Consider the following 19808-nt stretch of genomic DNA (forward strand, 5'->3'; position numbering starts at 1 on the left):
CAGTCAACCCGTATATCGGTACGCAAATAAAGTGTCGCAGAGTAGTCGTAGGATTACAACATAATATGTTGATATTTGTTCGTAGTATAGTTACTATGTCCCTGCTGGAAAGAATTCTGGCCAGTACATTCGGCCACGAATGACTAGATAAAAAATAACTACTGAGGAGACTTACCATGCTGCATCGCAACATGTTGAAGGCCGTGTTGAAGACACTGCCAGCTGCCATCGTCTTAGCCATCGCCAGCGGTTCCGCTGCCGCCGATCCAATGTACCCATCCGACTCCGAAGGCTTCCACGGCTACCTGCGCGCTGGCGCCGGCAGCAATACGTCGGGCGACGGCGGTTCGCAAGGCTGCTTCGGCCTCGGTGGCAACACCATGAAATATCGTCTGGGCAATGAGTGCGACGCCTACACCGAGTTCGGCTACACCAAGTCCGTTGCCCAGTCCGGCGGCGTGAACTACCTGGCCACGATCTGGGTCAACGCTTACGCGCCAAACTCGGATTTCGGCGACAACAAACTGGGCATCGTCAAAGCCTATGTCGAAGCGCAGGGACTCGATTTCCTGAACGGCGGCACGGCCTGGATCGGTAAACGCTTCTACTACCGTCCTGACATCCACATGCTGGATCTGCAATACATCAACATGAACGGCACGGGTGCCGGCCTGGACCGCATTCCTGCGGGCCCCGGTAAATTCTCGTATGCCTTCTTCAAGGACAACGACGTCAACACCGTGTCGCCGACAGGCGTCGTGAGCACCAAGTCCGCCGTGCGCCAGAACTTCATCTACGGCGAGATTCCCGTCAATGAAAACGGCACCCTGGACCTGGCCGCGACCTACATCATCGGCGAAGGCAAGGACAACGACGCTTATGGCCAGAAGCACAATGGCTGGCAGCTGTCGGCATTCCACCGTCAAGCGAAAGTCTTCGGCGGCGGCAACACCTTCGGCGTGCAGTACGGCGTCGGTCCTGGTGTCGGCGGTGCCGGCAACGGCCAGTTCGGCGCCTCGGGCGACACCGGTTTCGGTTCGGACCGCAAGCGTACGCGCGTCTTCAATGACATGGCGATCCAGCCGATGGCCAACTTCGGCATGGAATTTGTCGCTCTGTGGCAAAAAGACGAGTCGAATGCTACCGGTTCCTCGACCTGGACCTCGGTCGGCGTGCGTCCTGTGTACGCATTCACCAACAACTTCAAGCTGGTGGGCGAACTGGGCACGGACCGCGTGACGCAATCGGGCGGCCAGCCAGCCAAGCGCCTGACCAAGCTGACCATCGCACCGACGATCTCGGCAGGTCCTGGCCTGTGGTCGCGTCCTGAACTGCGCGCTTTCGTGACCTACGGCAAGTGGAACGATGCGGCGACCGCCTCGGTCAATGCGTCGAACAACGGCGGCCCGATCTATAACAACAATACCAGCGGCACTTCCTACGGTTTCCAGGTAGAAACCTGGTTCTAAGTTTGCAGGCGTTGTAAGTCAAGTTCAACCTGGCGCATCCTTCGCGGATGCGTTTTTGGCGCCGTCCCGTGATATAAATGCAATGTAGTCATGTCATGGATCACGGCGCCGTCTTTACACCAAGATGATGCCCGTTTGCAAGCGGGTCTGAGCACAAGAGCGCCGGTACAGGCGCAGATTTCACCTTTTTCGGCCCCCGTATGCCGAAGCCCCCTAAAAGCTTGATCAAAAAAGGAATGTGGAGATGAAACTGAAATTCAAGATTACCCAACTGGCCGCATTGACCACCCTGGCATTCGCTGGCAGCGCCTTTGCGACCGACGTGGAAGTGTTGCACTACTGGACCTCCGGCGGCGAAGCGAAGTCCGTGGGCCAGTTGCAGCAAATCGTGAAAGAAAGCGGCTTCGGCTGGAAAGACTTCGCCGTGGCCGGCGGCGCTGGCGAAAACGCCGCGACCGCGCTGAAAACCCGCGTCATTTCCGGCAACCCGCCGACAGCCGCCCAGATCAAGGGCCCATCGATCCAGGAATGGGGCGCTGAAGGCGTGCTGGCCAATATCGATGATGCCGCCATTCCAGGCAAATGGGATGCCGTTCTGCCGAAAGTCGTCGCCGACATCATGAAGTACAAGGGCCACTACGTTGCCGCTCCCGTCAACGTCCACCGCGTCAACTGGATGTGGGTCAATCCGGAAGTGCTGAAAAAAGCCGGCGTGGCCACCACCCCGACGACCTGGGATGCGTTCTTCGACGCGGCCGAGAAGATCAAGAAGTCGGGCGGCATCGCGATCGCTCACGGCGGCCAGCCTTGGCAAGACGCCACCGTGTTTGAATCCGTCGCGCTGGGCGTGGGCGGCACGGAGTTCTACAAGAAAGCCATCCTCAAGCTGGACCAGAAGGAATTGACCGGCCCGACCATGCTCAAAGTGTTCGACACCCTGGGCAAGGTGAAGACCTACATCGACAAGGATGCGGCTGGCCGCGACTGGAATCTGGCGACCGCCATGGTCATCAACAACAAGGCCGGCTTCCAGTTCATGGGCGACTGGGCCAAGGGCGAGTTCACGGCCGCTGGCAAAGTGCCGGGCAAGGACTATCTGTGCGTGGCAGCGCCTGGCACGGACAAGGCCTACACCTTCAACATCGATTCGTTTGCCATGTTCACGCAAAAGGATGCGAATGCGAAGAAAGGGCAGATCGCCCTGGCCAACGCCATCATGAATCCGAAGTTCCAGTCGATCTTCAACCTGAACAAGGGTTCGATTCCTGTGCGTTCCGGCGTTTCGAAGGACAAGTTTGACGCTTGCGCCCTGAAATCGATGGAAGACATGGACGCCACTAACAAGTCCGGCGGCCTGGTGCCATCGTTCGCCCACGGCATGGCGTTGCCATCGGCCACGCAAGGCGCCGTGACCGACGTCATCGCCAAGTTCATGAACACCAACATGAGCTCGAAAGATGCGGTTGCAGCCTTGGCCAAAGCGGCAAAAGTGAAGTAATCACGACGGCGCCGGCACGCTCGCCGGCGCCCGCTGCATTGCATGCATCGCAGGCGTCCGCCCTGGCTTCGACCAGGCCGGCGCCACACGCAGTTTTCTCTACGGCTCTCCTATGTCCATACGCAAGCAATTCGACCGATGGATACCGCAGATGGTGTTGGGCCCCACGCTCATCGCCAGCCTGGTATTCGTCTATGGTTTTATCTTTTTGACCGGTTGGCTGTCGCTGACCGAATCGCGGCTGATGCCGAACTACGAGTTCGCCGGCCTGGTGCAATACGTCGAGCTGTTCGACAACGAGCGCTGGTGGACCTCGCTCAAGAACCTCGGCATCTTCGGTGTCCTGTTCATCGGTTGCAGCATCGCCATCGGCCTGTTCCTGGCCATCCTGCTGGACCAGAAAATCCGCGCCGAAGGCGCGCTGCGCGCCATCTACCTGTATCCGATGGCGCTGTCCTTCATCGTCACCGGCACGGCCTGGAAATGGATGCTCAATCCCAGCCTGGGCCTGGAAAAGGTCATGCACGACTGGGGTTGGACCTCGTTTACCTTCGACTGGCTGGTGAACTCCGACATGGCCATCTACACGGTGGTGATCGCCGGCGTATGGCAGTCGTCGGGCTTTGTCATGGCCCTGTTCCTGGCCGGCCTGCGCGGCATCGATGACGAGATCATCAAGGCGGCGCAAGTCGATGGCGCATCCTTGCCGACGATCTACTGGCGCATCGTGATTCCCGCCATGCGTCCCGTGTTCTTCAGCGTGCTGCTGATCCTCGCGCATATCGCCATCAAGAGCTTCGACCTGGTCATCGCACTGACGGCTGGCGGACCTGGCAACTCGTCGTCCGTACCGGCCATCTTCATGTACCAGTTTTCCTTCACCCGCGGCCAGCTGGGCCTGGGCTCGGCATCGGCAATGATGATGCTGGCCACCATCGTGGCCGTGCTCGTGCCGCTGATGTACCTGGAAACGCGCAGCGCAAAGGCGATGAGATGACACACACTCCTACACGTAACAACAAACTCACCCTGGGACGGGTGGTGTTATACCTGCTGCTGATTTTGTTCGCGGTGTACTACATCGTGCCCCTGTACGTGACCTTGTCGACGTCGTTCAAGTCGCTCGACGAGATCCGCAGCGGCAACCTGCTGGCCTTGCCGCACGTGTGGCAATTCGATTCCTGGTCCAAGGCCTGGTCTTCGGCCTGCACGGGCGTCACCTGCGACGGCATGCAGCCGTTCTTCTGGAACTCGATCAAGATGGTGATTCCCGCCGTGCTGATCTCGACCTTCCTGGGCGCCTTCAACGGCTATGTGTTCGCGCACTGGCGCTTCCGTGGTTCGGAAATCCTGTTTGCCGCCTTGCTGGTGGGCTGCTTCATTCCGTTCCAGGTGGTGATCCTGCCGATGGCGCGTTTGCTGGGCGAATTCGGCCTGGCCAATACCACCACGGGCCTCGTCTTCGTGCACGTGGTGTACGGCACGGCGTTCACGACTTTGTTCTTCCGTAACTACTACATCGGCGTGCCGGAAGAACTGATCAAGGCGGCGCGCATCGACGGCGCCGGTTTCTTCCTGATCTTCCGCAAGATCGTGCTGCCGATTTCGGGTCCGATTTTCGTCGTCTGCATCATCTGGCAATTCACGCAGATCTGGAACGACTTCCTGTTCGGTATCGTCTTCGCCAGCGGCGATTCGCAGCCGATCACGGTGGGCTTGAACAACCTGGTCAACACGTCCACGGGTGTTAAGGAATACAACGTCAACATGGCCGCCGCGGTGATTGCCGCGCTGCCGACCCTGCTGGTCTATCTGGTCGCAGGCCGTTATTTTGTGCGCGGTCTGACCGCAGGCGCAGTCAAAGGTTAAGGAAAGAATATGTCCAGTTTATCGATACGCAGCATCCGCAAGGTGTACACGAATGGCGTCGAAGTCCTCAAGGGCATCGACATCGAGATCAAGGACGGCCAGTTCCTGATCCTCGTCGGCGGCTCCGGCTCCGGCAAGTCGACCTTGCTCAACATGGTGGCCGGGCTGGAAAGCGTCACGTCCGGCGAAATCCTCATCGACGGCAAGGTCGTCAACGACTTGCCGCCGAAGGACCGCGACATCGCCATGGTGTTCCAGTCCTACGCGCTGTACCCGTCGATGACGGTGCGCGAAAACATCGCGTTCGGCCTGAACGTGAAAAAAGTGCCGAAGGCGGAGCAGGAAGAAATCGTCGCCCGCGTCGCTGAAACCCTGCAGATCACGCACTTGCTGGACCGCCGTCCGGCGCAGCTGTCGGGTGGCCAGCGCCAGCGCGTGGCCATGGGCCGCGCCATTTCGCGCAAGCCGTCGCTGTTCCTGTTCGACGAACCGCTGTCGAACCTGGACGCCAAGCTGCGCGTGGAAATGCGCGCCGAGATCAAGCTGCTGCACCAGCGCCTGAAGGCCACCATCGTCTACGTCACGCATGACCAGATCGAGGCGATGACGATGGGCGACCTGATCGCCGTCATGAAGGATGGGGTAGTGCAGCAACTGGGCACGCCGCAGGAAATCTACGACAACCCGGCCAACCTGTTCGTGGCCGGCTTCATCGGCTCGCCATCGATGAACTTCATTACCGTCAAGCCTGTCATCGAGGGCAACGAGGTGTTTGTTGCCATCGAGAACGCAGGCAAGAGCTTGCGCCTGGCCTTGCCGTTTGCCGCCGACAAGCTGCGCAGCTATGCAGGCCGTGACGTGATCCTGGGCGTGCGTCCGGAGCAGATCACGGACATGAGCAGCGCACACGGGGACGTGGGCCAGGAACTCGGTTGTTTGATCGACCTCGTCGAGCCAACCGGTCCCGACACCTTGCTGACGACGCGTTTGAACGGCGCGGCCGTGACTTGCCGCACGCACCCGCGCGAAGCCGTGCTGCCGGGGCAGACCATGCAGTTGTCGTTCAACCTGTCGAAAGCGGCCTTGTTTGATCCGGCCAACGGCGAACGCATCGCCTAAGCGTTGTCTCTATAAAAACGGCCCGCTTGTCGCATGACAGGCGGGTCGTTGTCGTTTACGCAGCTTGTTACGCTGCCGCGCTTATTGCGCCAGCGATTTTTTATAGGCGATGGCGTGGCGCAGCTTGCCCTTGTCGTCGATCAATTCATCGAACGCTTCCCGGTTGACTTCCCGCAGGGCGCCCAGTTCGCGCGCGCTCTTGCCGCCGCTGACGATATCGTCCGGTTGCAGCGCCACCATTGCCTGCGCGGCCAGCAGGATCGCATTCGCATACGCGGTGGGATCGTGCAGGTCGACGCGCGCCAGGTCCAGCGCCGGCATGCCGCGCAGCCAGTCGGCCCAGTAAAACTCGAGAAATTCCGTGGCGTGTTCCGGCGGCTCGTAGCCGATTCCGCGCGTAAAGTAGACGAGCGAGCGGTATGGGTCGTCGCCCAGGGACTGCAGGCCGATGGCGGGCGGCAGCTGCCGCGGCGTGATGGCCTGGTTGCGGCCGTTTTTCAGCCGCACCTTGTTTTCCTCGCGCATGCGCGTCCAGAACGCCGCTTCGCCCAGCGCGCTGAAATTGTCGCTGACCTTGACCCAGACTTTCATTTGACGATTGCGCCCGCCGTCGGCCTCCCAAAATGTGGAAAACGTGTGGTGGCCATCGGTCAAATACACGATGCCGTGCGGGCCGATGACGACGGTCTTCATGTCATCCGGACGGCTGCCCACGGCCGCCTTGCAGCGGTAGCCGGCCGGTGGCGCGCTGAGCGTGGCGCCGGTCACATTGGCCGTATTGGGCAAGACGTCGCCCTGGCCATTGGCTTCGCACAGGTCGGCGAATTTCTTTGGCTTGGCAATGTCGGCGATGTGTTTTTCTTCGGCCGCATAGCGTCCCAGCTTGTAATACACCTGGTCGTAGCCGATGGCCGGCTGGGTCGGATGCAGTTCATCGAGGCGCACCTGCAGGATGCGCGGATGGGCGGCGCTGCCCACGACGGTGGCCATCAGCGCCTGCTGGCGCGCGCTGAGGACCGGTGCCGGCGCGACGGCAGCATCGCGAGCCCATGCCATGCTGGCGAAAATGAGGGCCAGCGCGGCGGCGGCCCGGGGGAGTGCGGCGTGCATGCGGCCTCCGAAGTGAGCGGTATGGCGTGCAGCATAGCGCGGCACGCGATTTCGCGCAGTCCGACAGGCGCATGCACTGCGCCATATCAAGACAGCTTCTTAAAACCACGTCTCCACTTGCAGGCCGAACGAGGTGCCGCTGGTGGCGTTGCCATACACGGGACCCGATTCATTGGCCTTGTTGACGGCGGCCGTGGCGGCGTCGTTCCATTTGCCGTACGTGACAAAGGCGCGCAGCTCGGGGCGCGACCAGTAACCCTTGCCCGCCGTCAGGGTGGGCGCAAAGGTCAGCTTGGTCAGGCGCTGCGCGGCGCCGCCCGTGGGCGAGGTCACGCGGTCCGTGCCCAGTTCGAACTGCAGCTTGAAGTTGTCGTTGACGGCATACACGGGGCGCACGCCCAGGGTGGTCCAGGTCGAGCTGCCGCCCGTGGCGTCGGATTTGTCGCGCTGCACGATGGCGATCATTTCCGCGCTCCATTCCGGCGTCGGCTGTATCCACAGCGAATTGAAGATGCGCAAGCGCGTGACGTCGCTGCCGTTGCGGATCGAGCCCGTCGTGCCCATGCGGTTGCAGCACTGGCCGCCGGCGCCCGTGCCCGGCCCGACGCCGTACTGGATGCCGAAGGTGTTGGCGCCGCCCCATACCTTGTCCTGCTTGTGCAGCACGGTGGCTTGCCAGCCGCTGTGCGAGGTGCTGTCCTTCTTGTCGGGTGTGATCAGGGTGGTCAGCACTTCCAGCGTGCCATCCTGGTTGATGGGGATGCCCTGGTAGACGAGGTTTTGCCGGATGGCCGAGTTGCCGGGCTTGTCGTTATCCTTGAAGAAACCATAGCTGATGCGGCCCGGTCCCAGCTTGTACTGGTCGATGCCGCCGCCCGTGCCGTTCATATTAATGTATTGCAAGTCCAGCATGTGGATGTCGGGACGCATGTAGTAGCGCTTGCCGATCCAGGCCGTGCCGCCGTTGAGGATTTCGATGTTTTTCGCTTCCACGTACATCTTGGACATGCTCAGGTCCGAATCGCTGACGGCGGAGCTGGGCGTATAGGCGGCCACCATGATATGGCCGACGAAGCTGACGCCATTGGGCGACTTGGCCATTTCCTTCTGGTATTCGAATTCGCCATAGGTGTCGCATTCGTTGCCGAGCCGGTAGCGCATGGTGTTGCCGCCCAGGCCGTAGCAGCTTTGCGGACCGCGGCTGTCCGTACTCGAGCCGAGGCCGGCGCGGAAGTAGCCGTGGTATTCGCCTTCGGCATCGCTGGCGTGGGCGGCGCCGCAGGCCAGCAGCATGGCGCAGGCCAGGGCCAGCGAGGTCTTCATCGGGTGTTGCATACAATCTCCTTGTCGTTATCAAAATGCGTGCTTGAGCACGTCGTACCGGATCGCTGCCGATCCAATCGGGGAACTGCCTGGGCAGAAAGGCTCAGGCGGCCAATATCTGTTTCGATGAAATCAGGTTGCCGGGCTGGCGCCGCGTGCGCGCCACGCCTTGCGCGTCGAACAAATGGAAGGCGCTGCTGGCGGCCGAGACCGTGAATGGCTGGCCCAGCGGCACGCGGTTGTTGCCGTCGCCGCGTATCACCAGTTCCTGGCCGTTGTCCAGCGCCAGGTAAATGAAGTTGGCTTCGCCCAGGTGTTCCACCAGGCTGACGACGCCCTGGAAGCGGGCGCTGCCGTCGCCGTTTTCGAGGATGTGTTCCGCCCGCAGGCCCACCGTGACGGCGTCGCCTGCATGCAGGCCGGCCGGGTCGACGAGGGCCGTGATTTCCTGGCCGCTGGCCAGCGCCACGCGCACGCCATCGTCCTGTGCGGCGACGACCTTGCCTTCGAAGAAATTCATCATCGGCGCGCCGATGAAACCGGCCACGAAGCGGTTCGCCGGCTGCTGGTACAGCTCCAAAGGCGTGCCCGCCTGCTGGATATGGCCGCCATGCATGACGACGATCTTGTCGCCCAGGGTCATCGCCTCGACCTGGTCGTGCGTGACGTAGACGATGGTGGCGTTCAACTGGCGGTGCAGCTTGGCGATTTCCAGCCGCGTCTGCACGCGCAGGGCCGCGTCGAGGTTCGACAGCGGCTCGTCGAACAGGAACAGCTGCGGTTCGCGCACGATGGCGCGGCCGATGGCCACCCTCTGGCGCTGGCCGCCCGACAGTTCGCGCGGCAGGCGTTCCAGCAGGTGGTCGATCTTCAGGATGGCGGCCGCGTGGCGCACGCGCTGGGCGATGGCTTCCTTGCTGGCGCCGGCGATCTTCAGGCCGAACGCCATGTTGCGGTACACGCTCATGTGCGGATACAGCGCATAGCTCTGGAAAACCATGGCGATGCCCCGTTCGGCCGGCGGCAAGTCGTTGACAACCTTGCCGCCGATGGACAATGTCCCTTGCGAAATGCTTTCCAGGCCGCACAGCATGCGCAGCAAGGTCGATTTGCCGCAGCCGGAAGGACCCACCAGCACGACGAATTCACCGTCACGGATGTCGAGGTCGATGCCGGCCAGCACATTGTGGCGGCCGTCGTAGGATTTGGTCAGTTGTTGCAGGCTTACATGGGCCATGGCGCACCTATTATTTGACCGCGCCGGACGTCAGGCCGCGGATCAGTTGACGAGAGAAAATGACGTACATGACGAGCACGGGAATGACGGCCAGCGACAGCGCCGCCAGCACGGAGTTCCAGTCCGTCACGTATTGCCCGATGAATTGCTGCACGCCCAGGGTGACGGTCTTGGTACGGTCCGATGGCGCCAGAATCAGCGGGAACCACAGGTCGTTCCAGGCCGGAATCATGGTGAACACGGCCACCGTGGCGATGGCGGGGCGGATCAGGGGCAGGATCACCTGGAAGAAGATGGCGAATTCGCCCACGCCGTCGCAGCGCGCCGCATCCTTCAGTTCGCGCGGCACCTGGCGCACGAATTCGGACAGAATCATCACGGCCAGCGGCAGGCCCTGCGCCGTGTACACGAGCACCAGCGCCGTCAAGGTGTTGATCAGGTCGAGCCGCACCACCAGTTCCAGGATGGAGACCGTGCCCAGGCGGATGGGGATCATGATGCCCAGCGCCAGGTACAGGGTCAGCAGGCGATTGCCCGTAAACGTGTACTCGGACAAGGCCCAGGCCGCCATGGCGCCGAACAGCACGATCAGCAGCAGCGACAGCAGGGTGACGAACAGGCTGTTGCCGAAGTACAGCAGGAAGTCGGAATTGGCCAGCACCTTGTGAAAGCCCACGAGCGAAAAGGTGGAAGGCGTGGGCAAGGCCAGCGGATTGTCGAAGATGGCGGCCCGCGTCTTGACGGAGTTGATCAGGATCATGACGATGGGGAACAGGGCGATGATGGTGTAGCCGGCCAGGATCGCATGCACGGCGGCGCGGCCCAGGGGGCGGGTGGAAACGTTGCGCATGGCGGCCCTTACAGTTCGTAGCGTGTCAGCTTGCGCTGCACGAAAAAGAAATACACGCCCACGCCCACGAGGATCACGAGGAACATCATGGTGGCCACGGCGGCGCCCATGGTGGGGCTGCCCAGCTGGGCCTGGTAACCGAAGAAGGTGCGGTAAAAGAAGGTGCCGAGGATGTCGGTGGCGTAGTTCGGCCCCGCCAGCGCGCCTTTCACGGAATACACGAGGTCGAAGGCATTGAAGTTGGCGACAAAGGTGAGGATGGTCACCAGCCCCAGGGTGGGCCAGATCAGCGGCAGCTTGATTTGCCAGAAGATGCGCATGGCGCTGGCGCCTTCCGCGTGGGCTGCCTCGATGATTTCCTCGGGCACGGCCAGCAGGGCCGCATAGATCAGCATCATGGGGATGCCGATATATTGCCAAACAGAAATGAGGGCGATGGTCAGCAGGGCCGTCGATTCCTGGCCCAGCCATGGCGCGAAGTAAGTGCCGATGCCCACGCCATCCATCAGCGACTGGCCCACGCCCCACAGCGGCGACAAGATCAGCTGCCAGATGAAGCCGATGATGACGACGGACAGCAGGGTCGGCAGGAAGATCAGGGTGCGGTAGCTGCGCTCGCCCTTCAAACCCTTGAGGCTGAAGAGGGTTGCCAGCAGCAGGCCGATGGGGTTTTGCAGCAGCATGTGGATGAGGAAAAACTTGCAGTTGTTCCACATCGCATTCCAGAAACTTTGCGACCATTGCGGGTCGAACAGGATGGTGGCGTAGTTGGCCAGGCCGGCAAAATGGTGCTGCCCGCTCTCATCGGTCGTGTACAGGCCCAGGCGCAGGGTATCGGCCAGGGGCAGGGCGCTGAACAGCGAGTAAATGACCAGCGCCGGGGCCAGGAACACGAGGACGTGCCATGGGAAAGCTTTTTTCACGGCGAAACTCCAGACGAAGAAAAGCACCGGCGGCGGGGCCGCCGGCAAAACCGTGCCACCGGCTGCCGCATCGCACTGCTCAGGCCGGTTGCTCCGGGAGGGTAGACGTGGTGATTACTGTTGCGGCTTGTACCACTTGGCAAAGCCGGACTGGATCTGGCGCGCCGCGTCCTTCGGCGCCAGTTTGCCGTTCAAGACCTGGGCGTTGACGTTCCACAGCTCGTTTTCCATGCTCGGCTCGCCACGGTTGAGGATTTGCGCGTTCAGGCGGATGGTCGAGGCGCAACTGGCGCGCCAGCCGTTCATTTGCTTGGCCAGCGGATCCTTGATGGAGATCAAATGGTTCGACAGCGAAAAGAAGCCCGTCACCTTGTTGGTGTAGATGTCGGCGAATTCCTGCGAGCCGAGCCAGGCGAGGAATTTGTAGGCGTCTTCCTTGTTCTTCGACTTCTTGTTGATGCTCATGCCGATGTCCGTGTGGTCCGAGATATAGCACTTGTCGCCAGCCTTGCGCACGGGCGGGTTGAAGGCGCCCAGTTCCAGTTCCGGGTCTTGCTTGAAATAGGCGATGTCCCAGGAGCCGGACGGGTAGATGGCGGCCTTGCCCAGCGCGAACTGGTTCTGGCTGTCGCCATAGGTTTGCGCGCTGGCGCCCTTGGACAGATAGCTGCCCAGGCGGGCTTCATATTCCCAGGCGGCGACGAATTGCGGATCGGTAAATTTGGCCTTGCCGGCGATCAGCGCCTTGCGACCCTCTTCGCCCTTCCAGTAATTGGCGCCGATGCTGGTGAACACCACCTGGTTCGCTTCCCACTGGTCGGCCGTGCCCAGGGCCAGGGGCGCATATTTGCCGCTCTTCTTGACCGTTTCCAGCGCCTTGAAGAATTCCTCTTCCGTGGTGGGCGGCTGCAGTTTCAGTTCGCGGAAGATTTTTTTGTTGTACAGGAAGCCATGCATGACGGACGCGATCGGCATGCAGAAGGTGTCCTTGCCATCGTCCGTCTGCCACGCCACCTTGGCCGAGGCGGGGAAGTTGTCCATGCCGGCCTTGCCGTCGAGCTTTTCCAGCTGGCCCCGCTTGTACAGGGCCAGCGAGACGTCGAACGGGCGGCAAGCCAGCAAGTCGCCGGCCGTGCCACCGCTCAGGCGCGCGTTCAGGGTGGAATCGTATTCGGTGGGGGCCGTGGGCGAGAACTTGATCTCGATGCCAGGATGCTTTTTCTGGAAGGCGGGAATGAGCACCGTTTCCCACAGGGTCTTGTCATCCACGCGCCAGCTTTCGATGGTGAGCGTGCCCGCCTGTGCCGTGCCGCTGGCCAGCAGCAGGGCCAGCAATGTATTGCGCGCGGCCACGCCGCCTTTTGCATGCAGTTGCATGTCGTCTCCTTGTTGGTGTTGGTCTTGTTTGGCTGCCTGTTACGCTGCAGTTGGCGGACAGTAGCATCGGGGGAAATGTGACGCCAGCGTCCGGCGTTGCACCGGCGACTATCGCCTATCCTGTTGATTTGAAAGCATAAATTCATACTGCGCACATCTGCCTGCTTACCTTTCCTTACCGATGTCCGCTGCCGTGGCGCGCCGCGCGGGGCGTCGGGCGCGTGGGGCTCCTTGTGCGGTGCGCAAGGTAGCGCAACAAAAGCTCACGTTTCTTTACAAATCAGGGGACTAAATTACCAACCTGCTGTTTTGTAGTTGGGCTATAGTTTGTCGCGACAAGAACAAGGGGATAGGATTGAAGACGCCGCCGCACAGCACCGCCGACCGCCATGCCGGGGCCGCCCGCCGTCGCGGCGTGGCGACGCTGGCGCTGCTTGCCTTCATGTGCAGCGGCGTGCCGGCGCGGGCCGAAGCGCTGCAAGTGCTGCACTGGTGGACCTCGGCAGGCGAACGCCGCGCCGCCGACGTGCTGGTGGCGCGCCTGGCGCAGGAAGGCGTCGAATGGCGTGACGCGGCCATCGCGGGCGGCGCCGGGGTCGGCGCGGGCAAGGTCTTGAAGAGCCGCGTGCTGGCCGGCAAATCGCCGGAAGTCATGCAGCTGATCGGCTATACCCTGGGCGAGTGGAGCGACCTGGGTCTGCTGCTGCAACTCGACAGCGTCGCCGCCAGCAACAGCTGGCGCGCAACCATGTATCCCACCGTGTGGGGCTTGCTGCAAAACCGCGGCCATACGATGGGCGTGCCGGCCGGCATCCACCGCATCAATACCCTGTTTTACAACCGCAAGATCTTCCAGCGCCTGGGCCTGGCCGTGCCGCGCAGCTGGAGCGACTTCGAGCGCGTGGCCGGCAAGCTGCGTCAGGCCGGCATCACGCCGCTGGCGCAAAGCAGCGAAGCGTGGCAGGTGGCGACCCTGTTTGAAACGCTGGTGCTGGCTGAATCGGGACCCGCGTATTACCGCGCCCTGTTTGTCGACAAGAAAGCCGAGGCGTATGCGGACCCGCGCCTGCGCCACGCCTTGCAGCGCTTGAGATCGCTGAAACAATGGATGGGCACGCCGCTGCGCGAACAGGGCTGGCCCGAAATGGCGCGCCAGGTGGGCGACGGCGAGGCGGCCATGTACATCATGGGCGACTGGGTCAAGGGCGAGCTGAATGCCTGGGGCCGCGCCACGGACGAGGTATTCGGCTGCGCCGCCGCGCCCGACACGGGCGACTACCACCTGTACAGCATCGATACGCTGGCCATGTTCGCCTCCGACTACACGCACCAGGGCGCGCAGGAAAAGCTGGCGCAGGTGGTCGCTTCGCTGCCCGTGCAGCTCGAATACAGCCAGGTGAAGGGCTCGATTCCCGCCTTGCGCCAGGCCGACCTGTCGCGCCTGGACAGCTGCGCGCGCGCCTCGGCGCAGGCATTCGCGCGCGGCGCCGCGTTCCAGGCGCCCAGCCTCGTGCACCGCATGGCCACCGATGAAACCAGCAAGGACGCCATCATCGCCGAAGTGCACCGCTATTTCCTCGATGAGACGATCAGCGCGGCCGACGCCCAACGCCGCATCGGCAGCATGTTGCAAGCGCTGAATAAAAAAGGACGAGACCATGTCACGCAAAATCCTCGTCGTTGACGACGATCAAAAGACCCGCATGCTATTGAAGGCCTACCTGGAAAAGAACCAGTACGAGGTGGGCCTGGCGCACGATGGCGCCACCTTCCTGGCCGAATTCCACCGCCACGTCGACAGCCTGTCGCTGGTGATCCTCGACGTGATGCTGCCCGACACGGATGGCTTTGCCCTGTGCAAGGTGGTGCGCGCCCGCTCGAACGTGCCCATCATCATGCTGACGGCCAGCTCCGACGAGACGGACCGGGTGGTGGGGCTGGAACTGGGCGCCGACGACTACATCGCCAAGCCCTACAGTCCGCGCGAATTGCTGGCGCGCATCAAGGCCATCCACCGCCGCACGGGCATCGACGCGGCCGCGCCGCCCCGCTATTACCGCTTCGTCGGCTTCACGCTCGACACGCTCGAGCGCACGGTGACGGATGCCGACGGCGAAGCGCTGCAGCTGACGGGCCTCGATTTCCAGCTGCTGCGCTACTTTGTCGAGCATCCGGGCGATATCCTCGACCGCAGCGTGCTGTGCGAACAGACGCGGGGGCGCGACGCGGGGCCGCTCGACCGCTCGCTCGACGTGCAGGTGAGCCGGCTGCGGCTGCGCCTGAAGGACGATGGCAAGCAGCCCATGCTGATCAAGACGGTGCGCGGCGCCGGTTATGTGTTTTCGGCCGACGTGAGCAGTGGGCATGCCTGAGCGGGGCGTGCGCCGGTTGCTCGAGCGTCTGCTGCCGTCATCGCTGCTGGGCCGCCTGTCCGTGGTGATGGTGGCCGGCGTGCTGGCCACGCAACTGGTGGGCAACCTGATCTGGGCCACGCAGCTGCGCCGCGACTCGGCCGTGGAGGCGCGCATGGCGTCGCAGCACCTGGCCCGCAGCGCCGCCAGCACCATCCGTTTCTTTCTCAGCCTGCCGGCCAACTACCGCCCCATCCTGATCCAGCAATTTCGCGAGATGGGTGGCACGCGATTCTTTGTCAATGTCAACCAGGGGCCGCTGGCCATCCGCGAAATCGCCCCGCACGCGCTGGCCGATACGGTGGTGGCCACGGTGGGTGCGGCGCTGAAGAGCGACTTGCCGCAGCTGGCCGGCTACCGCGTGGGCTTCGCCTGGCCGAGCGACCTGGTGGTGGCCGACAGCGGCGCGCACATCGGCGACTTGCCGGAAAACTGGGTCCAGCACATCTTGCTGCTGAAACCGAATCCCGCGCCCGTCCTCGTGATCCAGGCCGAGCTGGAGCCGGGCAACTGGCTGTACTTGGCGGCACTGATGCCCAACCCGTATTTCTTGCAAAGCAGTAATCCGTGGACACTCGACCGGGTATTGCTGCAAGCGTTGTCGCTGGCGGCTGTGCTGCTGCTGTCGATCCTCGTCGTACGCTGGACCACACGGCCGCTGGCGGCCCTGTCGGACGCGGCCGAAGCGTTTGGCCGTGGCGAGACGCCGCCGCCCCTGCCGCAGACGGGCAGCCGCGAGTTCGTGCAGACGGCGCGCGCCTTCAGCGGCATGCGCGAACGCATCCAGCGCTACCTGGAAGACCGCGAACGGCTGTTCGTTTCGATTTCGCACGACTTGCGCACACCCATCACGCGCCTGAAATTGCGCACGGAATTGCTCGACGACGACGTGCAGCGCAACGAATTCCACGATGACCTCGATGAGCTGGACATGATGGTCAAGGGGGCGCTGCAATGCGTGAAGGATAGCGACATCCATGAAAACGCCACCGAGGTGCGCCTGGACCCCTTGCTGCAGCGCATGGTGCGCGGGACACAGCTGGCAGGCCATGAAGTGCATTACGTGGGGACGGACCTGAGCGTGAAGGCCAAGCCTCTGGCCTTGAAGCGCGCCATCGGCAACTTGCTCGACAATGCCCTGTTTTACGGCAAGACCGCCCATTTGTCGGCGTGCCGCGAGGGCGCCAACGTGGTCATCCGCATCCGCGATGATGGCCCTGGCGTGGCCGAAGAGGCGTTCGCCAGCCTGTTCCAGCCCTATGTGCGCCTGGAACATGGCCGCGAGCAAAACGCGCATGGCATGGGATTGGGGCTCGGTATCGCGCGCAGCATCGTCCAGGCTCACGGCGGCGAGCTGACCCTGGCCAACCACCGCGACGGCGGCCTGGAAGCGACCATCCGCCTGCCGGCCCAGTAAGCGACGTCAGCTTTACCCGGCCAGCAGTGCGCTGGGCACGCGCGGCGAGGACATCAGGTCGCGGAAGGCGGTCCAGTGTGCTGCGCGCGTCGCGCCCTGGCGCTCGACATAGGCTTTCGCCATGTCCTGGCCCAGGTTGTAATTGATGACGTACGCACCCATGGCATCATAGAACTGCAGGCGCTGCGCGGATTTCTCGGCCGGGTACAGGCGGACGTTGACCAGCCATTCCAGCGCTTCTTCGCGGCTCAGGCTGCCTTCAAGGTATTGGCGCGCGATGTCGTTGTCGGCATAGCCGAGTTTGGCCAGCAGCGCGTTGAGTTGCGCATAGCGGGGCGCCAGCGCCGGGTCGAGGCCGGCCAGCGGGTACAGCACCTGTTGTTCGAAAGCCAGCCGTTCTTCATCCGTAAAACTCAGTTCGATGCCGTAATTGGCTGTGCCTTCGGCGATCAACGATTGCGGCGAATACAGCGGATAGATGCAGTACTCCATCCAGCCCTTGCCTCGCACCAGGTCGCGCTCGAGCAGCACGTTGTAGACGTGGTGGCCCGGATACGCTTCGTGGCAGCCGAGATCGACGGCGCGATCGATGTACACGGGCAAGTCCGTATTGATCTGGATCACGCTCTGGTAGTTGCCCTTGTACCAGTTGTAGCCGCTCCACGGCTTGTCGGTGACAAATTCCAATATGAAATCTTCGCCCTCGGGCAGGGCGATGTAGCGCAAGGTGCGTTCGCGGCCCGAGCGGATGGCCGCATCCATGACGGCGTGCAGCTTGTCGGCGGGAATGATGAGCTGTGCGCGCAAGGCGTTGACCCTGTCGCTGACCGTGCCGTCGCCAGGCAGCAGCGCGTCGATCTGCGCCACCAGTGTTGCATAGTATGCGCGGCTGTGATGGGGCGAGACGGCGTCGTACAGGCGCGCGCTTTCCGTATCGAAATCAAGGCGCGATCCCTGCAGCATCTCCGCGCGTGCCATGACGGCTTGCAGCTGCTTGCGCAGGTTGAGGGCGCGCAGGCAGGGGGCGTCGGCCAGCAGGGCCAGCGCCTTGTCCGTCGCGGCCTTTATGTCGCTTAAACCCAGTTGCTGTTCCACCGCTTCCTGTTGCCACGCGGGTGGGCCGTAATAGGCGTCCACATACGAGGCATCATGCTGGCCCATGGCCAGAACCAGTTTGACGTAGCGTTCGGCCACGCCGGCGAGAGTAGGAGAGTTGCTGTCGTTGTTCGTCATGGTGGCCTGGTTTTTGCGGTTGGGCAGGTGCTTATTGTATAGCGCAACAGGCTGGAGCGAGGCACGGATACGGAGCACGGACGGGCGGCCTCATTTCCCTATAACAATTAGAAAAATGCATCTTGATATAGCTCAGTGAACCCGGCGTTCGTGGCCTGAGCGTGCGGTTTTGGTAGCAAGATGGCGTGGTCCTCTTTTTTTCGCATACACGTGATTTTCACCTTGATCTTTCTTCGTTTATGGACGAATATGATGTACGAGATCCGGCACTACCTGACGTCATCGGGCAGGGATTTATATACGGAATGGCTGAAGCGGCAGCGCGACAATACGGCCAGGGTGGCCATCGCACGACGCGTGCTGCGTATGATGCCCGGTAATTTTGGCGACCATAAATTTTGCCACGACGGCGTGTGGGAATTGCGCATCGATGTGGGCGCCGGTTATCGTATTTACTATGCCATCGACGAGGGCCAGATTATTTTATTGCTGTGTGGTGGCGACAAGCGCACGCAGTCGAAAGACATCGAATACGCCTGTGCCTGCTGGCACGACTGGAAGGAGAGAGGACATGAAAGAGGACGTGAAACAGGTCATGAACAAACCACCAAGAGACCGCTCGCATGATGAAGCGATGGCCGAACTGTACCGCGACGATCCCGCCTTCGCACTTGAACTGATCAACAATATCCTCGTCGATGGCGACCATGGCGAACTGCTGGCCGTGCTGCGCCAGCTGACGCGCGCCTTTGGCGGCGTGCCCGCCGTGGCGCAGGCGGCCAAGCTCAACCCTACCCAGCTGTACCGCACCCTGTCGCCCGATGGCAATCCCTCCCTGAGTACCTTGACGGCCATCCTCGATGCCATGGGCTTGCGCCTGGCCGTGGAACCCAGGCAGCCCGAACGTCCATTTTCCGCACCGGCTGCCTGAGTCCCTGCCTTGGGTTTAAAACTCCACTGGCCGTGCCTCGCGCATCGCTTGCGTCATGGCCAGGCCGATGCGCGTCGCTTCCGTCGCGTCGTGCAAGGTCAGCGACAAGGTGCGCCGGCCCAGTGCCGCATCCGTAAACTCCTGCGCCTCGATCAAGAAGGCGTCGGCGAAGCGGGCATAGAAGTCCGGCGTGCACTCATTGCGCACGCCATGCGCATCTGAAATTTCCACCCTGTTCAGACGTGGATTGCTGCCCACGGCCAGGCGGCCGCCCGTGCCGAACACTTCCGTCAGGGTTTCATGGCCATGCGCCATGGTGCGCGAGGCCATGAAGCTGGCCATGCTGCCATCGGAAAATTCGACCGTTGCCAGCCCGTTGTCGACGTCGCCGAACGCCTGCAAGCCCGTGTGGATGGCGTTGGTGCCGCTCGCATACACGCGCTTGGGTGCGGGGTTGCCCAGCAGCCAGCGCGCCAGGTCGATATCGTGCACGCTGCAATCGAGAAAGATGCCGCCGCTGGTGGGGGCGAAGCGCATGAAGGCGCCGCTGGGGTCGTTCTGGTCGCAGGTTTGCGAACGCACTAGATACGGCTTGCCGATGAGGCCCTGGGCGATCTTTTGCTGCGCGTCATGGTAGCTGGCGTCAAAACGGCGCACGAAACCGATCATGATCGTCAACTGCGGGTGGCGCGCCGCTTCCGCTTCCACCTTCAGGCAGTCGGCCAGGTCCAGCGACAGCGGTTTTTCGCAAAAAACGTGCTTGCCGGCACGCAGGGCGGCGATGATCTGGTCCGCATGCAGCGAGGTGGGCGTGACGAGGAAGACGGCGTCCAGGCCCGGGTGGGCCAGCAGGGCGTCGTAATCGGCATAGCCGGTAGTGATGCCGAGCTGGCTGGCGGCCCAGTCCAGTTCGGCTGGCACGGGGCTGCAGGCGGCCACGACTTCGGCATTCGGCACGCGCTGCGCCAGGTTGATGGCGTGGCGCTGGCCCAGCCGGCCCAGGCCGACGATGCCGACTTTTAATGTTGGGGATGACATGGT

18 protein-coding genes are annotated in these 19808 nt (G+C 62.4%); 10 read left to right on the forward strand and 8 right to left on the reverse strand.

Annotation, left to right across the window (positions count from 1 at the left end; genetic code table 11):
• Positions 1-176: 176 nt before the first annotated feature.
• From V3C40_RS14810 to V3C40_RS14830, 5 genes are all read left to right on the forward strand, one after another.
• Positions 177-1469 carry a maltoporin gene (locus V3C40_RS14810; protein WP_331777836.1) on the forward strand — a complete coding sequence of 431 codons (1293 nt, stop codon included), beginning with the start codon at positions 177-179 and terminating at the stop codon, positions 1467-1469.
• Positions 1470-1713: 244 nt separating this feature from the next.
• Positions 1714-2967 carry an ABC transporter substrate-binding protein gene (locus V3C40_RS14815; RefSeq protein WP_034757604.1) on the forward strand — a complete coding sequence of 418 codons (1254 nt, stop codon included), beginning with the start codon at positions 1714-1716 and terminating at the stop codon, positions 2965-2967.
• A 112-nt stretch (positions 2968-3079) separates the two neighbouring features.
• A complete protein-coding gene (locus tag V3C40_RS14820) occupies positions 3080-3964 on the forward strand; it encodes a carbohydrate ABC transporter permease (RefSeq protein WP_010397323.1) in 885 nt (294 codons plus the stop codon).
• Entirely contained in the window at positions 3961-4836 is an 876-nt protein-coding gene (locus tag V3C40_RS14825) for a carbohydrate ABC transporter permease (protein WP_034757607.1), read from the forward strand. Before V3C40_RS14820 ends, V3C40_RS14825 begins: the two co-directional genes overlap by 4 nt.
• A 9-nt stretch (positions 4837-4845) precedes the next feature.
• The gene (locus V3C40_RS14830) at positions 4846-5955 is read left to right on the forward strand and encodes an ABC transporter ATP-binding protein (protein ID WP_070303050.1); all 1110 of its coding nucleotides are present in this window, start codon (positions 4846-4848) and stop codon (positions 5953-5955) included.
• Positions 5956-6036: 81 nt separating this feature from the next.
• Here V3C40_RS14830 and V3C40_RS14835 read toward each other — a convergent pair whose 3' ends face one another.
• The 6 genes from V3C40_RS14835 to V3C40_RS14860 form a co-directional block, all read right to left on the reverse strand.
• Complete coding sequence (locus V3C40_RS14835) at positions 6037-7065, reverse strand: ParB/Srx family N-terminal domain-containing protein (RefSeq protein ID WP_331777837.1); 1029 nt, start codon at positions 7063-7065, stop codon at positions 6037-6039.
• Between the two features lie 99 nt (positions 7066-7164).
• Positions 7165-8400 carry a maltoporin gene (locus tag V3C40_RS14840; protein WP_034757610.1) on the reverse strand — a complete coding sequence of 412 codons (1236 nt, stop codon included), beginning with the start codon at positions 8398-8400 and terminating at the stop codon, positions 7165-7167.
• Positions 8401-8491: 91 nt separating this feature from the next.
• Positions 8492-9625, reverse strand: a complete 1134-nt coding sequence (locus V3C40_RS14845) for an ABC transporter ATP-binding protein (protein WP_331777838.1) — start codon at positions 9623-9625, stop codon at positions 8492-8494.
• 10 nt (positions 9626-9635) lie between these two features.
• Positions 9636-10475: a carbohydrate ABC transporter permease gene (locus tag V3C40_RS14850; RefSeq protein WP_331777839.1), complete on the reverse strand. Its 840-nt coding sequence runs from the start codon at positions 10473-10475 to the stop codon at positions 9636-9638.
• Between the two features lie 8 nt (positions 10476-10483).
• Positions 10484-11398, reverse strand: coding sequence for a carbohydrate ABC transporter permease (locus tag V3C40_RS14855; RefSeq protein WP_046685503.1), 915 nt, complete (start codon positions 11396-11398; stop codon positions 10484-10486).
• Positions 11399-11512: 114 nt separating this feature from the next.
• Complete coding sequence (locus tag V3C40_RS14860; protein WP_331777840.1) at positions 11513-12775, reverse strand: ABC transporter substrate-binding protein; 1263 nt, start codon at positions 12773-12775, stop codon at positions 11513-11515.
• A gap of 355 nt (positions 12776-13130) precedes the next feature.
• Here V3C40_RS14860 and V3C40_RS14865 point away from each other — a divergent pair, with 355 nt between their 5' ends.
• Genes V3C40_RS14865 through V3C40_RS14875 form a run of 3 tightly spaced genes read left to right on the forward strand, consistent with a single transcriptional unit; the run spans position 13131 to position 16603 of the window.
• Positions 13131-14459: an ABC transporter substrate-binding protein gene (locus tag V3C40_RS14865; RefSeq protein WP_331777841.1), complete on the forward strand. Its 1329-nt coding sequence runs from the start codon at positions 13131-13133 to the stop codon at positions 14457-14459.
• Positions 14434-15147, forward strand: coding sequence for a response regulator (locus tag V3C40_RS14870; RefSeq protein WP_034757625.1), 714 nt, complete (start codon positions 14434-14436; stop codon positions 15145-15147). The genes V3C40_RS14865 and V3C40_RS14870 overlap by 26 nt, the downstream gene beginning before the upstream one ends.
• A complete protein-coding gene (locus tag V3C40_RS14875; RefSeq protein WP_331777842.1) occupies positions 15140-16603 on the forward strand; it encodes an ATP-binding protein in 1464 nt (487 codons plus the stop codon). Before V3C40_RS14870 ends, V3C40_RS14875 begins: the two co-directional genes overlap by 8 nt.
• Positions 16604-16615: 12 nt before the next feature.
• Here the strand turns inward: V3C40_RS14875 and V3C40_RS14880 are convergent, their stop codons facing one another.
• Positions 16616-17836 (reverse strand): hypothetical protein, encoded by a 1221-nt coding sequence (locus V3C40_RS14880; protein ID WP_331777843.1) that lies wholly within the window; start codon positions 17834-17836, stop codon positions 16616-16618.
• 249 nt (positions 17837-18085) lie between these two features.
• Between V3C40_RS14880 and V3C40_RS14885 the strand changes: the two genes are divergently transcribed.
• Positions 18086-18463 carry a type II toxin-antitoxin system RelE/ParE family toxin gene (locus V3C40_RS14885; protein WP_442907266.1) on the forward strand — a complete coding sequence of 126 codons (378 nt, stop codon included), beginning with the start codon at positions 18086-18088 and terminating at the stop codon, positions 18461-18463.
• Positions 18432-18767 carry a helix-turn-helix domain-containing transcriptional regulator gene (locus tag V3C40_RS14890; RefSeq protein WP_331777844.1) on the forward strand — a complete coding sequence of 112 codons (336 nt, stop codon included), beginning with the start codon at positions 18432-18434 and terminating at the stop codon, positions 18765-18767. Before V3C40_RS14885 ends, V3C40_RS14890 begins: the two co-directional genes overlap by 32 nt.
• A 15-nt stretch (positions 18768-18782) precedes the next feature.
• Here the strand turns inward: V3C40_RS14890 and V3C40_RS14895 are convergent, their stop codons facing one another.
• Complete coding sequence (locus V3C40_RS14895; RefSeq protein WP_070303056.1) at positions 18783-19805, reverse strand: Gfo/Idh/MocA family oxidoreductase; 1023 nt, start codon at positions 19803-19805, stop codon at positions 18783-18785.
• Positions 19806-19808: the final 3 nt, after the last annotated feature.

This window comes from Janthinobacterium sp. LS2A (genome assembly GCF_036543145.1).
Taxonomy (GTDB): Bacteria; Pseudomonadota; Gammaproteobacteria; order Burkholderiales; family Burkholderiaceae_D; genus Janthinobacterium; species Janthinobacterium aestuarii.